Below are 18,858 nucleotides of genomic sequence, written 5' to 3'. Positions count from 1 at the left end.
CCATTTTGGGAGTTGGGGAACCTCCCATGCGTCCGGCCTTCTTCCGGTTCCCGGTCTGGCTCATACCTCTTTCACAGGATCCGGCCCCGGATCCGGCCCGGCCCCGCTCTTACCAAACAGACTTTCGACCCCAAACAGCGTGTTGATCCAGCGGAGCTCATCACTGAACTGGATGAGGGTCAACAGCATCAGCGTGAAGGGAACGGCAAAGAGCATGCCGGCAAGACCGAACAGCCATCCCCAGAATATCACCGAGATAATAACAACAAGCGCCGGTATCTCAAACTTGCGTGCCGCGAGCCAGGAAAAAACCGGATTCTCGATGACCAGGTTGAGGATGCAGACGATCACGATCACTACTACCGCACCCCAGAGCCCGAACTGGAGCCAGGCAAAGAAAATTGCCGGGATCGCTGCGATGATGAGACCGAAATACGGGATATAGCCGAGGATACACGTGAGGACGCCCCAGAGGATCGCACCATGGACTCCCATAACCGCGAGCGACCCGCCAAAGAGCGTACCGTGGATAATGTTTGTCTCGGTACGGACAACAATGAAGTCGATTACGTAACCGCTCATCCGGGACAGCTGCCGGAGTTTTTCCGGCTCGCCATGCAGCATCGATTCAACTCTCTTTATAAACCATGGTGCCTCAAGCAGCATGAAAAACGTTGTTGCTGCCATGAAAAAGAGGTCCATGAGATCCTGGCTGATGTTCATGAGCGATGAGAGCAGGGAAGGGATAATGCTCGCGAGGTCTGGTGTAGTTGAGAAGAGCGGTCCGGTGCTGATACCGTGTGCGCCAAGAAACGCGGTGACATCTGCAAACCGTACCGTAAGTTCGTTCTGGTACTGCGGCATGTCGGCAATAATCATGTTAAACGAATACAAAGTTACGAGCCCAAGCACAACGAGACACAGCACGGCGACGATTGTCACGAGGGTAACTGCTGCCAGTGTCGGGATTCCTTTTGTGCGCAACCAGCGTGTCGCAGGATAGAGGAGCATGGTAAGGATCAGCGCGACAAGGACAATCGTTACTGTCGATCCGATCATCTTGATGCCAAGGATAATGACCACGGCAAGAGCAAGGCAGAGCAGGATACGTTCGGTAGGGGACAGGGTCGCGGGAAACGTCATCATGCTGGTATCTGTCGGCAGATGATACAAAGATTCCCCTCACCTGCCAAAATCAGACGGCCGCTAAAAAGGGGTTCTAGAATCCCGGCTGCTCGCGGGTCTCCCACTTTGCAAAACCGAGCCGGGCAAAAAACACGGCAGGGATAAGGAGGAGGACTGCACCGAGAGTGCCAAACGGTGCGGCAAATGCGACCGCTGAGAGAACGAGGAGCGCGGCCCCCATCAGGATAAGGTACACGACCATGACTTTGACATCGTAGACGAGCACACTCGGAGAGAGGCCGGTCAGCCAGACGGTGATCCCCAGGCTGTAGAACGAGACCGAGAGGCAGAGCACGACCGCCGGGACAAGGTAGAGCGCCTGGCCCGAGAGGATGGAGACTGCCGCGATGAAGACTGCGGGGATGATCTGGAGGACAGAAAACGTGGTGATCTTGCTTTTAAGAAGTGTCCTGACACTGACCGGGAGGCATGCATAGGCCCCGAAGGTGTCAAACATCGTGATCCACGTGTACATGGTCGAGGCAATGACACCGGTCACGAGCGCAAATTCAATGAGCACCCCATAGGCGGGCAGGTAGCCCGAGAGGAGGGAGAGGAAGAACCAGATCACGACAAGCGGGATCAGAAACGAGAACAGCGTCTGGCCGACCATGCCCCCGCTCCGGTACATATCGATGAGATCCTTTGCCGCGAGGGGCGGGTAAGGAAAGACGGAAAGTTTTCCGGTGAGTGGCACGAGCATGCTTTTGTGATGTTTTGCCGCGCCGATTGTCTCGGGAGAGAAGAGCCAGATCGAGATAACGAAGAGAAAAACGATTGCGGCAAGGGAGAAGAGAAGACCGGTCCACGAGAACGCCAGAAAGAGGTTCAGCGGTGGATAGTAGACCGCCGGGTTCTGCCCGGTGACAAGGTAGAGCGCTCCTGCTGCTACGGCAAGTACTGTGAGGATCGCTGCGAGCGCCGGCTTTGAGCGCGAGTAGACCGAGGAGAGGAAAAAGACCGCACAGAGCCCGGACAAAAACGAGAGCGTGAGGGTGAGCGTAAGGAGCAGTGGCAGGGTTATGGGGATACCGATAAAGGGCGAGGCGAGCAGGAACCCGAGCGCTAAGGGGAGCACCCAGAGGACAAAGTAGTAGAGCGTGTCCTTCACGACAAAGTTTGCAAAGATGAATCGTTCGGAGAGCGGCAGGCTCCGTGCGGAATAGGAGAGCAGGCTTGCCTGCCCGAACCGCCGGTTCATCACCTCGCTCCCGAGAAGGCCGAACGCCCCGACCATAAAGCCGAGCATCAGGTAGTTTGCATGGAGGATGAGCGAGAGTTCTCCTGCGGGAAGAGCCTGGCGCATGAGGGGCAGAAGGAACGAGCCCATGAACGCGATCCAGAAGATGAGGATTGGAAAAAGCGCAAAGGAGAGGCTCCCGAACATCGTCGAGTGGACCCGCCACTCCTCCTTTACCATCGCGACAAAAAGCTCAAGCATGGGGTGCCTTCTGTACGAGCGAGAGGAAGAATTCGTCGAGGTGCCGGTGTTCTGCGGTAAGATCGGCCACCGTCCCGGTGTGGAGGATGTTTCCCTTGTGCAGGATCGCAAACCCCGAGCAGATCTCCTCCGCAACTTCGAGGATGTGGGTTGAGATAAAGATCGTGTTCCCTGCTTTTACATAGTCCCTGAGGTAGTCCTTCACCAGGTGCTGCATAATCGGGTCGAAATTGATGAGCGGCTCATCGATCAGGGCAAGTTTTGGTTTGTGGATGAAGGCCTGCGCAAACATCAGTTTCTGACGGGTCCCCCGAGAGAGGTCCTTGCAGAGGACGTCTTTTTTGTCCGCAAAATCCAGGAGATCAAACCATTCCACCGCCCGCTGGTCTATTTCAGGGATCTTGCGGATCGCACCCACGAACTGCAGGTACTCGGATGCTGTAAGAAAACTCGGGGGGGTCTCCTGCTCCGGGATGATCCCTACATGCTCCCGGACGCCGATGGGATCTTTCTGCACATCAATCCCGAGGACTGTTGCCGTGCCGGCATTTGGCCGGATCTGGCCGGTCAGCATTTTAATCATTGTGGACTTACCGGAGCCGTTTGGCCCAAGGAGCCCGTAGAGTGCGCCTTTCTCCACCGACAGGTTCACATGGTTGACAGCGGTCAGGTCGCCATACATCTTCGTGAGGCCATCGGCCTTGATTACGTAATCGGTCATCGTATTCCTCCCGGATATTTCCCGTTCCCGGGTTGTCTGTTCTGTTTTGTTGTTCCCGTTTTTTCTCCATTGTTACCGCAGGGCTCCTCGTCAGGGTGCGTGGCAATGCCATTCCAGAGAAAGGCAAGTCCCTGCCGGACAAGGACTTTCTGTCGGACGGGATCAGAGGTTGCCATGATCCGGGCCGTGATTCCCGATAATGACGAGGCCAGCACCGAACAGAGGAGTTCCGTGTCGGACTCCCGGATGACACCCTCCCGTATCCCGTCCCGGATAAGTTCTTTTAAAAAGAGAAAATGCGACATGCCTTCTTCGTGCGTTGTCGTTGAGACAAAGGGCGAATGGGCGAACTGCTCCATGAACCGAAACTTGCTCTGGTTCGTGGTCGACCAGGCGATTGCATTCTCCCCTACCCTGAAAATTTTTGCTCTCGCGGTCTGCTCCCGATCAACTCCTTCCCGGAGGGCTGATGCCGCCTCGCTCTTGATCTGCCGGTACAACACATCGATGAGCTCCTCTTTTGTCTTAAAATAAAAAAAGAGCGTGCCGGTGGCGACCCCGGCCTCCCGGGAGATCATCGCGGTCGGCGTACCATAAAATCCCCGCTCGGTAAAGAGCACGAGTGCGGTTTCAAGGATCGCTTCCCGCTTGTCGTTTGGAGGTTCCATGCCAATCACCTAAAGAAGGGCTTCCAGCTGATCGCAGGAAAACGGCCCGCCATGCCCGGTATAGACTACGGCAGGTTTCCGGTCAAGAACCCTGCGGATGCTCTCTTTTGCCGCTTCCGGATCCTCGGCAAAGACCGGGAGCCGGGGCTTGTATGCCGGGAACATACCCATCACAAGGTCGCCCACGATGCATTCGCCGGTTGCAAACATGACGGAAACCGACCCGTCCGTGTGGCCGGGTGTGGGGATAATCTCTCCATCTATACCAAACGTGTCAAGCCGAAACGGAGCATCAACCTGAATCACCGGCTTAATGGCAAGTTCAGGTGCGGGGGCAGGTTTCCCGATCATAAGGCCAAGCACCCGACCAAGGTATGAAGCCGGTACGGAAGGGACACCAGCCCCGGAAGCAAGGTACTCTGCCTCCCGTGAATGGACAAGCACCGGTGCACCGGTTGCTCCAGCTATTGCGGCTGCACTCCCGAAATGGTCGGTATGCACATGGGTGATAATAATAAGCGCTAACTCCCACGGCATGATACCTTCTGCCTGTAAAGCGGCAAGGATCTTCGGGACATTTCCCGGCAGGCCGGTATCGACCAGCATCGGCCGGGCTCCTTTTATAAGAAACGCGTTCACATGACCAAGCGCAATCGGGCAAACGATGGTACCTCCGGGGGGACTGCGGTCAGTCATGGGATTTCTCCCGCGAGAAAAGGGCACGGACTTTTGCTATTTTATTCATGCACCACAAGCCGCCTTTGAACACCGGCACAGCGACACGTATCATCCCCTCCATGTCCGCTTTCACATCCTTCATAAGTTCAGGGATTGGCAGGTGCTGGGGACAGGCCTTCGCGCATTTCCCGCACTGCAGGCAGAGCCCTGCATACGAGACATCCCCGATAATTCCCCCGTGCCGGCTGATATAATGAAAACGTGTGCTCCGGTCCTTCGGGAAAAGGTGGTGGGCGTTATAGAGCGCAAAACAACCCGGTATATCAATCCCGGCCGGGCAAGGCATGCAGTACCCGCATCCGGTACACCCGACTTTCATGAGTCGTAGATACGTCTCTTTTACCCGGCTGATCCGGGCGAGGTCGTCCGGAGTAAGCGACTCCGGGAGTGCAGAACCGGCGGCCTTGAGGTTCTCATCGATATGGTATTCGTTATTCATACCCGAGAGGACGACCGTTACCTCCGGGTGATTCCAGACCCAGCGAAGACCCCACTCGGCCGCTGACCGTTTTATCGGGGCTTTGTCCCAGATTCGCTGTATGTCATCCGGTACCGGCCCGGCAAGGTTCCCGCCACGCAGCGGTTCCATGACCATCACGGCAAGGTTTTTTCCTGCTGCATACCTGAGCCCTTGAGTCCCTGCCTGGTTGTTCTCATCAAGGAAATTGTACTGGATCTGGCAGAACTGCCAGTCGTATGCGTCCACGATCTCCTTAAATGCCGAAAGGGTGCCATGGAACGAGAACCCGGCGTTTACGATCTTCCCCTCGCTTTTTGCACGGTCGAGGAACGCGAGCACGCCGAGTTTTGCCATCTTCTCCCAGCTCTCTTTGCTCATACTGTGGAGCAGGTAGTAGTCGATGTGATCTGTCTGTAAGGTTGCCAGCTGTTTTGCGAGGATCCATTCCATGTCACCCGCGTCGCGGACTTCCCAGTGAGGGAGCTTGGTTGCGATCCGCACTTTTTCCCGGTAACCGTCCTGCAATGCTTTCCCGAGGACCTGTTCGCTTTTGCCGAGATGGTAGGCCGGAGCCGTATCAAGATAGTTGACTCCGGAATCGATCGCGTGGCGGATCTGCCGGATCGCCCGGGCTTCATCGATGCCGCCGTTTTTTGACGGGAGCCGCATACAGCCAAAGCCAAGGATGGAGAGCCGGTCGCCGGTTTTTGGAACGGTTCGAAAGAGCATGAAAAATACCTTCCTTCAGGTAAATTGACTGGTCAGTCAATATGTCAGTGGGCCGGCTATATAGATTTGCGGTTGATCGGCCGGGCGGTAAGAACTGAGGTTTTCCCAGCACATCCGGGCCCGGATTGTTCCCCGATTCCCAGGAATGATCTGTGGCAGGCAGGATTTTTGGGCTTATTGTTCAGGGGAGAGAAAGTCTTTGAATCGGAGTATGATTTTGGAAATGTCGGATTTGAGAGGACTTTTTTATGCACTCTGGCGGCGATCTGTCGGGGGGTGATTTGGGATGGAAGGGGGGAGGGGGTAATTTTTAATCGGCGGGATAAAAACAGACACGGGTCAGGAAACCGGGCTTGATTCTGGTATGCCCGGCGGTTGTCCCGGTCCAAATCCCGCCAATGTCCGTGACGGGACTAAAAGTAACCGGCAGGGACAGGGTTATTACATCCTTGCTAATTTTTTGTGACCGTGTCTGCCGGCCCTGTGTATATTCCGGAACCAAGCCACCAGTCATCGTCAATTTTTTCCACATATCCCAGTTTTGCTTCAACTGTCCGGTTATGGACCGGATTGATGTAATAAAATCTCACAAAACCGCTTCCGTTCCTCGCCATATTACGCAGATCGGTGATAAAAAGGCCTCCGTGTGCATCGGGTTCAGTAAGACGGCTTGTGCCAATCTTCTCCGGGTTGAATGGGTGGGCGAGAGTTATTCCATTAAAGTCGTAGGCATAGATATAGAGTTCGCCCTTGACAAACGAACCATTCGGATTCGAAAATTCTGCAAGGGCTTTTTCTTTGCCATTTGCCTTTGCATAGGCTGCCGCGCTGTCGACAAAGGCAACAAGTGTTTCATTTGAGGTGGATGCCCTCTGCTGCAGGGTTGTATTACTTCCCGGTGTTGAAGGGGTTACAACGGGCGGGTTTTGCGTGCAACCGGCGGTGATAAAAAACAGGCCGAGAACAAGCACAACCAAAACTAAAATTGACAATTTTTTCATGACTATAATTGGACAATTCTCCACTTAAAACATGTCGATTTTGCTACTGACCTTAATTTGAACCCGTAACACAAATCCAGACCGCAGGCAGATAGTCAAAAGTTACAAACATGCGATGAATTAAAAACCTTGTCGGGACTGCGATAATGCGGGTTTTTTTTACGAACGATACGCACGATGACGGTGGTTTTAGAGAGAATTGGGATCAGGCCCTTAAAAAGAACCGGGTAGTATTACGAGAAGAATATGAGGGACGTGAAATAATTTTATCTGGTCTGCCAATCTGTTTTTATCGAAATATATTGAGACCCGGAGCCGGAGGAGATGCCACGAGATCACGAAATAAAATTCAAACCATTCTTTATGCCGAAAATATCAACGCGTTTTAACGTCTAAAGAAAAAATCATCCCTGTTTAAAAACAATAATGCACCATTACTATACATGGACACGGGATTTCCACGCATTTCCCACTTTAGCGGTTCCTGCACTGGCGCTCATAGGTACAATGCAACGGATATCATGGAAACACACCCTGTCCGGAAAATCCTCAAAAGTGCCCGTACAGGTAATGGAATGATTGAGTACTATTCGGTGAATCCCTCGACTGACACCACCCGGTTTAAGATCAGGTATGTGGCAGATGTTGACGGGACAAGGGTGCCTGGCGCCGGCCGGTACATGGAACCAGGCACGGTCAACCTCCGGGGCTAAAACCAGTATACCAGGAAATTTACATGGATAAAAAAATTCTCGCTTTCGGGATCATCAGTGCAGCGGTTATTGTTCTTGCAGCAATTGCTGCATTCAGTATCATGCCGCACGATCCTGCGGTTCAGTCAGTGTATATCGTGTATGCATCGGAGAAAGGTGACCAGTCGTATACCGACAGTGCCTGGCAGGGTTTTCTCGCAGCGCAAAAAGATATGTCATTTACCCCAAAGGAGTTTACATTAAATGAAAGTGAAACCCTTCCGGGGCTTCTGGAACGCGCCAAGGGATCGGAAAAACCCGGTCTTGTCATAACGATTGGTTTCCAGTATACCAACTATACTCACCAGCTCGCAGAGAAGTATCCGGATATTTCTTTCCTTGCCATTGACATGACGGGGATCGGTTCGGATAATGTCAGGGCGTCCGAGATTACCTCTTACGGCGACAGTTACCTGGCCGGCGTACTTGCAGCATCGGCAACAAAGACCGGGCATGTCGGGATCATCATGGGGATGCAGTCCGAACTTCTTGATGCATTCCGGCAGGGTTACACAGCGGGTGTCCATGCGGTCAATTCTTCGATTATCGTTGATCATGCCTGGGTGCAGCAATATTCCCCGGATGGGTTTAAGGATCCTGAAGAGGCAGGCCGGATTGCTGAAGGGATGTACCGCAACGGGACCGATGTGATCTATACGACTGCCGGGTATTCCAATACCGGGGCAATTAATGCAGCAAAAAATTCAACCGGACGGTATATTATCGGTACAGATTCCGATCAGTCCCCGCTTGGCCCGGAATTCGTGCTTGCGTCAGCAGTAAAACGGGTGGACCGGGTCGTTTATACCGGTATCGGGGAGTACCTGAACGGGTCCTTTGCCGGTGGTGAAAAAGTTACCGGGCTCAAAGATGGCGCAACCGGCATGGTATACAACCCGAAATTTGCATTCTATAATGAGACGGTCAGTGCGTGGGAAGCAACAGCACAGGAAGAAGAAGCAACGTATCTCCGGACCCGTGCCCAGCAGAGGGCACAGCAGTGCCATGACCTGAATTCTGCCACTATTTTTTTCCTGTCGGGTACTCGCCCTGAATTAAAAATTCCGATTTGCCGGATTACTGGAGGGCAACCCGGGACCGTACTCATGACTGCGGCAGCAGGGACCAGGCCTGTACCGGTTCAGAGAAATTCTTGTTGTACACGTGGGTTTTTCTCCTGAATCAGAACTTTGTTTTATGAGAGCCAGACACAAGGACGACAATTACCGGACTGCCCGGCAAATCGCGGTGCGGGTGCCGGCCCGGTTTTGCGGAAGAAGTGGGGGAGGGGGGTGATCCCCTACCCCCCCATCCTCTTTTTTTTAAAAAGGGGATCACCCCCCCGCCCTTGTGCCGGGCAAGGTAGGGGGTACCCCCTCCCCTTCAGGTGCCGGCCGGGGCCTGCCACAGGAATGCAAAAAAAACGCCAACCTCCGCAGTTCACGACGACAATTCCACACGAAACGATGGTTTTGGCCGTGCAGGAAAAAGAGGTTTTCCGGCACAAAAGGTTGAGGGGGGTACCCCCACCCCCCTCCCCTTCTTTCGATCAAAGTGGGGGTCACCCTCCCCCCCATGTGCCGGGCTGGGCGGGGGTACCCCCCTCTTATCAGATCCAGATCGGGCCGGTTTTTTCCCGGAATTCCCCGCTTGCGATCCGATCATTTTTTAAAAAGACCGGTAACTCTGGGTGAACTTTTTTGAAAAAGTTGATAACCTCGGTGAACTTTTTTTGGAAAGTCAGGTAATGTTAGTGAGCATTCTTCGGAATTGTCACCAGCCTTTGCGAATTTAAAAAAAATGTCCGGCTGCCGGGTCGCTCTTTTCCCATAATCTTCAGGCTCGTGACCCGAACGTTTCCGTAAAATTTATGAGAATTATATTTCAACACCTTTAACGGGATTGAATGCAACACTTTGGTAATGGCAGCACCCGACACGATCCAGCCACTTGTTGACCGGTATACGTATCACCGCGATGCGTATCTTCGCGGGCAGGAAAAATACAACGAAACCCAGCTCCGGCAGGATTTTATCGATCCGCTTTTTCATGCTCTTGGCTGGGACGTGAACAATAACAAAGGATTCTCGGAAGCCTATCGTGAAGTGCTGCTTGAAGAACCGGTCCGGATTCGCGGGACAACCTACTTTTTTGATTATACCTTCCGCATCGGGGGAGTCCGGAAGTTTATCGTAGAAACCAAAAAGCCCTCCGTGCGGATCAAAGACGATGCCGAATCTGCACTCCAGTTGCGTCGGTATGCGTGGAACGCAAAACTCCCGCTCTCTATTCTCACGAACTTTGAGGAGTTTGCGATCTATGACTGCACGGTAAAGCCGGAGAATGGCGATTCTGCTGCCAAGGGACGGATCGAGTATTTCCTGTATAACGAGATTCCGGCGAAATGGGAATATCTTGTCTCGGTTTTCTCGCAGGACAGTATCCTAAAAGGGTCGTTTGACAAGTATGCGGAATCGACCAAAGGAAAGAAAGGCACGGCAACGGTTGACGACGATATCCTGACCGAGATCGAGTCCTGGCGGGATGCACTCGCAAAGAATATCGCGCTGCGGAATCCCTCGCTTTCGGTGGATGAACTCAACACGGTCGTCCAGCGCACCATCGACCGGATTATCTTTCTGCGGATCTGCGAAGACCGGGGCATCGAAGAGTACACGACCCTGCATAAATTGCGCGAGGGAGATAACGTCTACTCCCGGCTCTGCGAGATCTTCCGGCAGGCGGATGCAAAGTACAATTCCGGGATTTTCCATTTCGAGAAGGAATATGAGGGGGATGAGATGCCCGACACCCTCTCGCTCTCGCTTGTGATCGATGACAAGGTGCTCAAAGAGATTATCAAACGGCTCTACTACCCGGAGACGCCGTACCTTTTCTCGGTTATCCCGCCGGCAATTCTCGGCCACGTGTACGAGCAGTTCCTTGGGAAGGTGATCCGGCTCACGGACGGCCACCAGGCAAAGGTGGAGTATAAGCCGGAGGTAAAGAAGGCGGGCGGTGTGTTCTACACTCCGCAATATATCGTGGAGTACATTGTTGCGCACACGGTCGGCGAACTGGTGAAGGACAAGACGCCCCGCGACGTTGCGAAACTCCGCATTCTCGATCCCGCGTGCGGTTCCGGTTCGTTTTTGATCGGGGCATATCACTTCCTGCTCACCTGGCATCGGGACTGGTATATCGAACATCTCGTCCCGGTCTTTAAGGAGAAGGCTTCCGTAACCGATCCGGCGGTGCTCGCTCTTCTTCCCGAACCGGCACCACGATCCAAAAAGAAAATGACGCAGGTCGATCTCCCGATCTACAAGGCCGGGACAAGCGGCGATGCGACCCGGACCCGGAGCGACTGGCGGCTGACGACTGCCGAGAAGAAACGCATCCTCTTAAACAATATCTACGGCGTCGATATCGACAACCAGGCCGTTGAAGTGACCAAACTCTCGCTCCTGTTGAAAGTGCTCGAAGAAGAGAACGAGGAGAATATCGACAAGCAGCTCAAACTCTTTGCAGAGCGGGCGCTTCCTTCGCTTCAGGATAACATCAAGTGCGGGAACTCGCTGATCGGCTGGGACGTGATGACCCCCGAGATGCCGGCCGATGAGATCAAGCGGATCAACCCGTTCGACTGGGACACGGAGTTTGCCGATATCATGAAGGCGGGCGGGTTTGATGCGGTGATTGGGAATCCGCCGTATGTGAGACAGGAAGGATTGAAGGAGCAGAAAAAATATTTCGAGACCCATTACACGGTGTATCAGGGAACGGCGGATCTCTATGCGTACTTCTTTGAGAAAGGAATCTCCCTTCTTCGCTCCAAAGGGTTGTTTTCATTTATAGTTGCTAATAAATGGATGCGAGCGAATTATGGGAAACCGCTCCGAAAATATTCGTTAACGAAACAGATCGAGGAGATCATAGACTTTGGTGATCTTCCGGTTTTTAAGAATGCGATAGCGTATCCCTGTATTATCCGAGTTTCCAACGAAAAGACCGAGCGAGAGTTCTGTAACGTCAAAGTTAATGCTCTAGATTTTCCTAGCCTTGATGAATATGTAGGGGGAAATTGGCATCCGATAGATCCAAAAACCCTTACAGATGATGGATGGACACTCGGTGTGAAAGGAATTGAAGACCTGTTAAGAAAATTACAAAGTGTGGGATTTTCTCTTGAAAAATATACGAATGGTCAAATGTATCGAGGGGTTGTTACAGGTTGTAATGAGGCATTTGTTATAGATGAAAAAATTAAGAATCGATTGATCGAGCAAGATCCAAGAAGTGGAGACGTAATTAAACCGTTTATTACAGGTCGAGATGTGAAGCGGTATGGCTCATTGAAATGTGAAAAGTATTTGATTTATATCCCTTGGCATTTCCCTATTCATACGGATTCATCAATAACGGGTGCATCGAAAAAGGCAGAAAGTGAATTTAAATCTCAATATCCAGCAATTTACGACCATCTCAGTTCATATAAAGATAAATTAATTTCACGAAATACCGATGAAACAGAAATTCGATATGAATGGTATGCACTCCAAAGATTTGGATCAAATTATTACACAGAATTCGATAAACCCAAAATAGTTATTCCTGCTATAGTGAAAAGTGCCTCATATACTTTTGATGATAAAAACTTTTATTCGAGTGATAAAACCTCAATTATCCCCAAAAATGATCTCTACCTTCTGGGGCTTCTCAATTCAACTGTGCTCGATTTTGTTATGCATTCCATTTCATCAACAAAACAAGGCGGCTATTACGAATACAAACCGATGTACGTTTCCAAACTTCCCATCCGCACCATCAACCCCTCCGACCCCGCCGACGTCGCCCGGCACGACCGCATGGTTACGCTCGTCACGCAGATGCTTGACCTGAACAAAAAGGTGCAGGACGCACGGCTCGAACAGGAGAAGACGCAGTTGTCCCGGCAGATCGAGGCGACGGATGCGGCTATCGATAAATTGGTGTACGAGTTGTACGGGCTGACGGAGGAGGAGATTGAGATTGTTGAAAAAAAGAATTGAATATAAAATAATTTGCGCTGATCTAGAAGAACATATTTTAATGTCAATCAATAAAAAACGACTTAGAAAATGACGAAAACCTATAATAAACGAGAGAAATATTACCCCTCGTTATCTGACCATAAACGACAAGGAAAAAATCTAATTCCACCGTTTCTGCTGCTTCCAAATTTGGCGTTAAAATCTTGGACTAATTTCAGATTGCCTGAGATGTTATGGGCAGTTCTAATCATTTCTCATGCTGAACGCGATATTGCACTATATCATTTCAGAAATGTTGTAAATTACTTGGCAGGTTTACCTGAAGGGGATCAACCTCAAGATTTGACTTTAACTGCATTATCAAAAATTCAACCCGAAATACTTGATGGATTAATAGTAGAACTCTGTGACGATGATGATGTGAATCTTTCATTATCTCCCTTAACCCTTTTTCCAAATTTGCCAGGACAAAAAAGTTGGATAAAAAATTTGGATGAGATGGCATCATTAGAAAAATGGGATCTTTTAAAAGAGGCCATTGTTAAATGTTATGACCATCAATCCCAAGAAGCAACAGATTGTCGATGGATTAGACCGTTATATCAAACGGTTAGGGGAAAAATGCATTTTCCCCAACATTTAATTCACCTTTCAGAGGAGTTATTGCGTTATCCGCATCATGGAGATATGAGAGCGGTCCGACCAACAATTCGTTCAATGGAAGGGGCAATCGATGATCTACAGAACATAGGAGCAAATCCCAATAATTGGACTGAACATTTTTGGCAAACATGTCTGCTGAATACCCCATGTGAAAAGGTGGAACTCCTGATGGAACAAAAAGAAACATGCACTTCAATCAATATCGATAAAATTGATTCGTTGATCTTACAACTAAATGAACATTGTAATAAAAATCGCTTGGATAGTGCAATCAATCCAAAATTTGATACAACCTTTGGAATTTCACTATACTCCCTCCAGATTTTTAGAGAGATTGTAAAAAATCAAATGCAAAATACAATTCTTGGGAGAACTGCATTGAGATCAATTGTTGAATGTTTTATTACATTGAGATATTTACGCAAAAATGATAATCCGGATTTATGGTTAGCATATAGGAATTATGGATCAGGACAAGTAAAACTGGCTCTGTTAAAGTTTGATGAAATCGGTGAATGCCCCAATTTCGTTGATCAAGGAAAATTAAAATTGAATATTAATTATGATCGTGGGGAAGAATTCTTATCGATAAATCTCGGGAATTGGGAAAAAACTTCATTGCGAGATATGAGCGAAAAATCCGGAACAAAAAAAGAGTACGATTTATACTATACCATCACTTCAGGTTTTGTCCATGGAATGTGGGAAGCAGTTAATGAGGCCACTTTTGAATATTGTGGCAACCCCTTACACAGATTTCATAGAATTCCAATAAATAGTAGTCCGCAATTAAATGATATTATTCCAGATGCAATTAATCTTATAAATAAAATCTTGGGTGATGTAGATCGACTTTATCCACAATTCCCTTATCGAGTGGAAACAAAATAATCCGAAGAATGCACGAACATGAATCTCGTAACGGCGATCCCAAAGCATAAGGCATTGCGCGTATTGCGCGAAAATTGCGTGAATCCCCTCGCAAATACGAAACGAGAGAATGAGCCGGTATCGCCGCACCGGATGAAAAAAATCATGGGTACTCATGCAAATTGTGTGCAATCTGAAATCCCTATCCTCAACCCCGCCGACCCCACAGACAAAGCCCGGCACGACCGCATGGTTTCACTCGTTACGCAGATGCTTGACCTGAACAAGAGGTTGCAGGCCGCCCGCCTCGAACAGGAGAAGACGCAGTTGTCCCGGCAGATCGAGGCGACGGATGCTTCTATAGATAAACTGGTGTACGAATTGTATGAGCTGACGGAAGAGGAGATTGGGATTGTGGAGGGAACTGGTGGAAAATAGATGAGAGTTATCTCTCTTTTCTCACGCCTTTGAAAGGCGTACCGTCCTGTTTAACATCAATAAACTGTCCGGTGGTCGTATCTCTCTTTACAAACTGGTCGGTTCTTGGATTAAGAACCTGACTCCGTTGATCAATTGCTCCCTGGCGAAAGTCATTACCGGTGTTTTTTGCCATATTTTCACCTGGAAATAATCTTCAGATCATGAAGATTACCCCAGATCCCAAAAACACCTCACATCAGATATAAGAGCCACCGCATGGAGTGAAAGTGTTAAGGTAGTTGATGAAGATCCTTTGATCAATGCAATTTTTGCAGGATCCTGCTCGAAATATCAACAAAACTACAATTATAAAATAGTCCGGGAGGAATATCTCAGTATGAGCCTTTTCAACAGAACGATGGGATCTGAACTATCGCAAATTGAATGGGCATTGACCTTTGATAAAAAATACGTAAATGTGGGATATGTAGAATATCACTCTAAATCCGGGAATTATTTCTTCCTCCAGCCATCCCCGTTCCTGAAGCGTCCTGAAAAAGAGATTTATTATTGCCCCCAGTCCCCGTTGCCAGAAAATCACAGTTTTATCGAAATCCATATTGTTGAAGAAACTTCAATTTATTCGGGGACCTCGGGAGGAGGGTGGATCCCCCTAAAAATAATTGACCGGTGGCAACCTTTCGATCCATCTCCGCTTGCAGCTAGAAGAAAAACAATGGATTTCTTAGAAATTATTGATTATTTCACTCGGTATTATAAAGGAGAAGCCGATAGCGTTATTGAGATTGCAGGTTGCACTTCACTTTTTGCAGTATCTTCACCGCACCAAGAGCAAACCTGTGGCGGAATTAGATCTGCGGTTCTCAGCCGGGATTATCAATGGAAACTTTTTAACAATTCGCTTCAGATCCTGCCACAGGAATTACGTAAATTGACATCGGATTATTATTACTATATTTCTAAAATTGAAAAAGAAATTCCAAAGCAAATCGGAGAAACAAATATTGCAATACATCGCCCGAAAAAACTTCTGTCAGATATTCCAATCGTAATTCTTGATGAATCCCCAAAAAGGATCTCCAAAGATTTTCAGGACCAATTGGAAGTTGAATCTAAAATTATTACAGCGCATATTTTGGACGCGCTCTTAATCCGACCGCAAACACCAAAAAAAGTTGAAAAATTGATGCTAAACGAAATTCATAGGATGCGGGAACAATGTTTTTCTGTGGGGCTTATGCCCTATAATCAAAATATGGGTGCGATCCCAAAATTGGCCACATCATATTGTCGTTTGCAATCCAGTGCCGACATTCGGCAAGAGGATGTTCAGTACGTCACGGATTTATGGTTTGATATGTGGAGACGAGCTGAACAGATCGAATCTTCTCCCATAAAAACGAGCCATATGCTTGAGTTAACCGGAGATGCCCGGAAAATTTTCCTAAACTTATACGATATTTTTGGTGCAGAAAATGAGATCTCAATGGTTGAAGCCATCAGAGAATCCAAACTTGAAGCATTGGATTTAGAATTAGCTGTAGATTCTCTGGAAAATAAGGGCTATTGCATACGAAAAGAGAAGAGTTTCATTTTACTTGAACCATACAAAAAATAATTGGCTAAAGTGATGAACTCCCCATCTGCCCGGAGCCCAAAACGGTCGAGGGGATCTTTGACTTTCGCATGAGCACCGGCAGATCGAGGCGACGGATGCGGCGATTGATAAACTGGTGTACGAGTTGTACGGGCTGACACCGGAAGAGATCGAGATTGTGGAAGGCAGGCAATAAACCCTCTTAAATACCGGAACCAAATATCTGTATACAATACGGGGAGCAGGCATGGACTTCAAAATTGCGATTGAACAGGACGAGGATGGCTGGTACATCGTTACCGTACCGGCACTCCCGGGCTGCGTCTCTCAGGGAAAGACCGAGGCAGAGGCGAAGAAAAATATTGCCGAAGCCATCGAACTGCACTTAAGCGCGCTCGCCCGCGACGGCATCCCCCTCTATCAGCGGCCGGGTACAAAATAGACATTTGTCGCCGTTGACATATGACGGACAAACTCCCCATCCTCTCCGGCCGCGATGTTATCCGGGCATTGGGAAAACTCGGATATATTGTAAATGACCAGAAAGGAAGTCATGTCCACCTCAGGCATCCGGTCCGGCGCCCGCTGACCGTACCCAACCACCCGGAAATTGCCCGGGGTACCCTGCGGATTATTATCAAGGATGCCGATCTTACCGTTGAACAATTTCTTGAATTGTTATAATATCAGTCCCATTTTTTTCTCGTCGGGGGTGATGTTTCCTCTCCCTCCGAACCCTCAACGTTGCCGACCCCGCAGACAAAGCCCGGCACGCCCTCATGGTCTCCCTCGTGTCGCATCTTCACTCACTAGGGATCTTATTGAGATCAACTATCATTTGAACGGTGTCCGAATTTTCATGTATCTGAATGAACCCACCATTTTTTTTGTAGAAACTAACCGTCCGTGGATCCTTTTTTGCGTCAACTTTTACAAATCTGCACCCTATCTGTTCCGTCAAATCGAATGCTATGTTAAAGACACGCTTTAGCATTTCGCGACCGATACCCTGACTACGCATCCCATCGGTTGTAGCCATCCTTGCAAGGAGAAGTGCCGGAAATTTATTTGGGGGATCTTCAATCTCAAGTGTCTTTTTTGGCACATCCTTGGATGTGATACACCCCATCGATAAGGAAAAAAATCCTACTAGACAAGGGCCTGAATAGACAAGATAGGTGATGCTGATCTTTTCATGCTGCCCGGTTTTTGCAGCGTTCTGTAGAAAATCCCGAAGATCTTCAGAGTCAGAACAAAGAAACGACGAGACGTCTGACTCATCGGATAATTTTGAAAAAATGAGAGATTGGAGATCAATTGTCATTTCATTTACGGAACCAGTCTTTTGAGAGCTGGCGTGCTTCTCGGAAGAGAGCGCGGCTCTCTGGAGTGAAGGATTGGGTAGGGGTTTCGATGTAACGGTTAAACGCCCTTGCTTCTTCACCTCGTAATACCGTCTCTAACTCAATCTGTTTTGCCATATTGACCACCTTTTGTCTGACACCTGAATTCCCAGTGTAATATTACAGTAATACTTGACTCCCGTTTATATAAGTTACGTGTTAGTGAGAGACAAACATCAGAAAAGTGCGAGGGATGGGATTCGAACCCAAGAACTCCTACGAGACTAGGCCCTCAACCTAGCGCCTTTGACCTGGCTTGGCTACCCTCGCCCGAATACGATTGCACACGCGAACACCGGAACCCCGGCTTACCTCGCTTTTGTGCCATAACAAAGAGGTTGTCTATCTAAAAGAATGTTATGGCATATTACGGGCGGGCCACGTCAGAACATCGGGCCCGTGACCGGTGCGGCCGGTGCCCGGGCGCCTGCCCGGCTTATGATATGCCGGGCCAGTCTGATCCGTCATTTGCCGGAGACACCCGGACTCTTTTTTTATATACGCTGATGACATGCAGGAGGCATACATGTATATTTTCATACGTTTTATCCGGAGTCTGTATGTGGTCTGATATCATCCACGAATTTTCCGACTCGCCTTCCCAGGCTCGCGTCGTGCGGTTCCTTCTCGATAACGGCTTTGGGGTCAACGAATCGGGGAAGATCTGCTGTAACGGCATCGATATCCCGGCAACTGCCGTTGCAAAGGCCATCGGGTCGGACCGCCGCGTCGTGGACTCTACCGCCCGGCGCATCCTCGAACGCCCCGCCTTGCGCGATCTCTTCCTCAATATGCGGGCAACCCCCGACTTAAGCCAGGTGGCAGAGTCGCTCGGGATGGCGGTCATTACCGTCATGCCAAAAGACGCAAACGAGAAGGGCATCGTTGGCGCAGCCGTCCGGGTGCTCTCCAACCATTCACTCTCGATCCGGCAGATCTTTGTCACCGACCCCCAGTTCTCCGAGGACCCAAAACTCGTCATCATCGTGGAAGACCCGCTTCCCGCCGGCGTGGTAAGCGAGATCCGCGCCCTGCCGCAGGTGCGCCAGGTCATCATATAACATAAAAAAAGGGGTGGTACCAGATGAGAGTTTTATATGGTCCCCTCAAGCCTCAACGTTCGCGGGTTGTTGCCAGGGTGTTTCCGTAATGAAAC

General features: G+C 49.7%; 19 protein-coding genes and 1 tRNA gene. 9 read left to right on the top strand and 11 right to left on the bottom strand.

The window, feature by feature from the left end; genetic code table 11:
• Positions 1-60: 60 nt before the first annotated feature.
• The 7 genes from WCX19_RS04870 to WCX19_RS04840 all read right to left on the bottom strand — a co-directional run bounded on the left by WCX19_RS04870 (position 61) and on the right by WCX19_RS04840 (position 6,943).
• Positions 61-1,146 carry an AI-2E family transporter gene (locus WCX19_RS04870; protein WP_373005710.1) on the bottom strand — a complete coding sequence of 362 codons (1,086 nt, stop codon included), beginning with the start codon at positions 1,144-1,146 and terminating at the stop codon, positions 61-63.
• A 73-nt stretch (positions 1,147-1,219) separates the two neighbouring features.
• Positions 1,220-2,626: a hypothetical protein gene (locus WCX19_RS04865; protein ID WP_373005708.1), complete on the bottom strand. Its 1,407-nt coding sequence runs from the start codon at positions 2,624-2,626 to the stop codon at positions 1,220-1,222.
• Positions 2,619-3,347: an ABC transporter ATP-binding protein gene (locus tag WCX19_RS04860; protein WP_373005706.1), complete on the bottom strand. Its 729-nt coding sequence runs from the start codon at positions 3,345-3,347 to the stop codon at positions 2,619-2,621. The genes WCX19_RS04865 and WCX19_RS04860 overlap by 8 nt, the downstream gene beginning before the upstream one ends.
• A complete protein-coding gene (locus WCX19_RS04855; protein WP_373005704.1) occupies positions 3,344-4,015 on the bottom strand; it encodes a TetR/AcrR family transcriptional regulator in 672 nt (223 codons plus the stop codon). The genes WCX19_RS04860 and WCX19_RS04855 overlap by 4 nt, the downstream gene beginning before the upstream one ends.
• A 9-nt stretch (positions 4,016-4,024) precedes the next feature.
• Positions 4,025-4,711 carry an MBL fold metallo-hydrolase gene (locus WCX19_RS04850; RefSeq protein WP_373005702.1) on the bottom strand — a complete coding sequence of 229 codons (687 nt, stop codon included), beginning with the start codon at positions 4,709-4,711 and terminating at the stop codon, positions 4,025-4,027.
• Positions 4,704-5,942, bottom strand: a complete 1,239-nt coding sequence (locus WCX19_RS04845; RefSeq protein ID WP_373005700.1) for an aldo/keto reductase — start codon at positions 5,940-5,942, stop codon at positions 4,704-4,706. The genes WCX19_RS04850 and WCX19_RS04845 overlap by 8 nt, the downstream gene beginning before the upstream one ends.
• A 452-nt stretch (positions 5,943-6,394) precedes the next feature.
• A complete protein-coding gene (locus tag WCX19_RS04840) occupies positions 6,395-6,943 on the bottom strand; it encodes a cache domain-containing protein (RefSeq protein WP_373005698.1) in 549 nt (182 codons plus the stop codon).
• 575 nt (positions 6,944-7,518) lie between these two features.
• On the opposite strand from WCX19_RS04840, the gene WCX19_RS04835 reads away from it, so the two are divergent.
• The 5 genes from WCX19_RS04835 (at position 7,519) to WCX19_RS04815 (ending at position 14,699) form a co-directional block, all read left to right on the top strand.
• Entirely contained in the window at positions 7,519-7,656 is a 138-nt protein-coding gene (locus tag WCX19_RS04835) for a hypothetical protein (RefSeq protein WP_373005696.1), read from the top strand.
• Positions 7,657-7,679: 23 nt separating this feature from the next.
• On the top strand, positions 7,680-8,876 hold the full coding sequence (locus tag WCX19_RS04830; protein WP_373005694.1) for a BMP family ABC transporter substrate-binding protein: 1,197 nt from the start codon (positions 7,680-7,682) through the stop codon (positions 8,874-8,876).
• 741 nt (positions 8,877-9,617) lie between these two features.
• The gene (locus WCX19_RS04825) at positions 9,618-12,746 is read left to right on the top strand and encodes an Eco57I restriction-modification methylase domain-containing protein (protein ID WP_373005692.1); all 3,129 of its coding nucleotides are present in this window, start codon (positions 9,618-9,620) and stop codon (positions 12,744-12,746) included.
• A 69-nt stretch (positions 12,747-12,815) separates the two neighbouring features.
• Entirely contained in the window at positions 12,816-14,282 is a 1,467-nt protein-coding gene (locus tag WCX19_RS04820; RefSeq protein ID WP_373005690.1) for a DUF5677 domain-containing protein, read from the top strand.
• A gap of 165 nt (positions 14,283-14,447) precedes the next feature.
• Positions 14,448-14,699 carry a hypothetical protein gene (locus WCX19_RS04815; protein ID WP_373005688.1) on the top strand — a complete coding sequence of 84 codons (252 nt, stop codon included), beginning with the start codon at positions 14,448-14,450 and terminating at the stop codon, positions 14,697-14,699.
• 7 nt (positions 14,700-14,706) lie between these two features.
• Here WCX19_RS04815 and WCX19_RS04810 read toward each other — a convergent pair whose 3' ends face one another.
• Positions 14,707-14,874 (bottom strand): hypothetical protein, encoded by a 168-nt coding sequence (locus WCX19_RS04810; RefSeq protein ID WP_373005687.1) that lies wholly within the window; start codon positions 14,872-14,874, stop codon positions 14,707-14,709.
• 204 nt (positions 14,875-15,078) lie between these two features.
• Here WCX19_RS04810 and WCX19_RS04805 point away from each other — a divergent pair, with 204 nt between their 5' ends.
• The 3 genes from WCX19_RS04805 (at position 15,079) to WCX19_RS04795 (ending at position 16,983) form a co-directional block, all read left to right on the top strand.
• Complete coding sequence (locus WCX19_RS04805) at positions 15,079-16,320, top strand: hypothetical protein (RefSeq protein ID WP_373005685.1); 1,242 nt, start codon at positions 15,079-15,081, stop codon at positions 16,318-16,320.
• A 226-nt stretch (positions 16,321-16,546) separates the two neighbouring features.
• Positions 16,547-16,741 carry a type II toxin-antitoxin system HicB family antitoxin gene (locus tag WCX19_RS04800; protein ID WP_373005683.1) on the top strand — a complete coding sequence of 65 codons (195 nt, stop codon included), beginning with the start codon at positions 16,547-16,549 and terminating at the stop codon, positions 16,739-16,741.
• Positions 16,742-16,761: 20 nt separating this feature from the next.
• On the top strand, positions 16,762-16,983 hold the full coding sequence (locus WCX19_RS04795; RefSeq protein ID WP_373005681.1) for a type II toxin-antitoxin system HicA family toxin: 222 nt from the start codon (positions 16,762-16,764) through the stop codon (positions 16,981-16,983).
• Positions 16,984-17,101: 118 nt separating this feature from the next.
• On the opposite strand, the gene WCX19_RS04790 is transcribed toward WCX19_RS04795, so the two are convergent.
• The 3 genes from WCX19_RS04790 to WCX19_RS04780 all read right to left on the bottom strand — a co-directional run bounded on the left by WCX19_RS04790 (position 17,102) and on the right by WCX19_RS04780 (position 17,972).
• Positions 17,102-17,623: a GNAT family N-acetyltransferase gene (locus WCX19_RS04790; protein WP_373005679.1), complete on the bottom strand. Its 522-nt coding sequence runs from the start codon at positions 17,621-17,623 to the stop codon at positions 17,102-17,104.
• A 1-nt stretch (position 17,624) separates the two neighbouring features.
• Positions 17,625-17,780 (bottom strand): hypothetical protein, encoded by a 156-nt coding sequence (locus WCX19_RS04785; protein ID WP_373005677.1) that lies wholly within the window; start codon positions 17,778-17,780, stop codon positions 17,625-17,627.
• 107 nt (positions 17,781-17,887) lie between these two features.
• A tRNA-Leu gene (locus WCX19_RS04780) sits at positions 17,888-17,972 on the bottom strand.
• 290 nt (positions 17,973-18,262) lie between these two features.
• Here WCX19_RS04780 and WCX19_RS04775 point away from each other — a divergent pair.
• On the top strand, positions 18,263-18,763 hold the full coding sequence (locus WCX19_RS04775) for a regulator of amino acid metabolism, contains ACT domain protein (RefSeq protein WP_373005675.1): 501 nt from the start codon (positions 18,263-18,265) through the stop codon (positions 18,761-18,763).
• Positions 18,764-18,858: the final 95 nt, after the last annotated feature.

This window comes from Methanoregula sp., from assembly GCF_041663825.1.
Classification (GTDB): domain Archaea; phylum Halobacteriota; class Methanomicrobia; order Methanomicrobiales; family Methanospirillaceae; genus Methanoregula.
Note: the sequence above shows the minus strand (reverse complement) of the source record. Positions and strands in the feature narration are given on the sequence as shown.

Coding starts and splice junctions, on each gene's coding strand:
- WCX19_RS04810 (WP_373005687.1), bottom strand. CDS start 14,874: ATGGCAAAAAACACCGGTAATGACTTTCGCCAGGGAGCAATTGATCAA.
- WCX19_RS04855 (WP_373005704.1), bottom strand. CDS start 4,015: ATGGAACCTCCAAACGACAAGCGGGAAGCGATCCTTGAAACCGCACTC.
- WCX19_RS04785 (WP_373005677.1), bottom strand. CDS start 17,780: ATGGCAAAACAGATTGAGTTAGAGACGGTATTACGAGGTGAAGAAGCA.
- WCX19_RS04835 (WP_373005696.1), top strand. CDS start 7,519: ATGATTGAGTACTATTCGGTGAATCCCTCGACTGACACCACCCGGTTT.
- WCX19_RS04825 (WP_373005692.1), top strand. CDS start 9,618: ATGGCAGCACCCGACACGATCCAGCCACTTGTTGACCGGTATACGTAT.
- WCX19_RS04790 (WP_373005679.1), bottom strand. CDS start 17,623: ATGACAATTGATCTCCAATCTCTCATTTTTTCAAAATTATCCGATGAG.
- WCX19_RS04865 (WP_373005708.1), bottom strand. CDS start 2,626: ATGCTTGAGCTTTTTGTCGCGATGGTAAAGGAGGAGTGGCGGGTCCAC.
- WCX19_RS04845 (WP_373005700.1), bottom strand. CDS start 5,942: ATGCTCTTTCGAACCGTTCCAAAAACCGGCGACCGGCTCTCCATCCTT.
- WCX19_RS04840 (WP_373005698.1), bottom strand. CDS start 6,943: ATGAAAAAATTGTCAATTTTAGTTTTGGTTGTGCTTGTTCTCGGCCTG.
- WCX19_RS04800 (WP_373005683.1), top strand. CDS start 16,547: ATGGACTTCAAAATTGCGATTGAACAGGACGAGGATGGCTGGTACATC.
- WCX19_RS04805 (WP_373005685.1), top strand. CDS start 15,079: ATGAGCCTTTTCAACAGAACGATGGGATCTGAACTATCGCAAATTGAA.
- WCX19_RS04795 (WP_373005681.1), top strand. CDS start 16,762: ATGACGGACAAACTCCCCATCCTCTCCGGCCGCGATGTTATCCGGGCA.
- WCX19_RS04870 (WP_373005710.1), bottom strand. CDS start 1,146: ATGATGACGTTTCCCGCGACCCTGTCCCCTACCGAACGTATCCTGCTC.
- WCX19_RS04860 (WP_373005706.1), bottom strand. CDS start 3,347: ATGACCGATTACGTAATCAAGGCCGATGGCCTCACGAAGATGTATGGC.
- WCX19_RS04850 (WP_373005702.1), bottom strand. CDS start 4,711: ATGACTGACCGCAGTCCCCCCGGAGGTACCATCGTTTGCCCGATTGCG.
- WCX19_RS04775 (WP_373005675.1), top strand. CDS start 18,263: ATGTGGTCTGATATCATCCACGAATTTTCCGACTCGCCTTCCCAGGCT.
- WCX19_RS04820 (WP_373005690.1), top strand. CDS start 12,816: ATGACGAAAACCTATAATAAACGAGAGAAATATTACCCCTCGTTATCT.
- WCX19_RS04830 (WP_373005694.1), top strand. CDS start 7,680: ATGGATAAAAAAATTCTCGCTTTCGGGATCATCAGTGCAGCGGTTATT.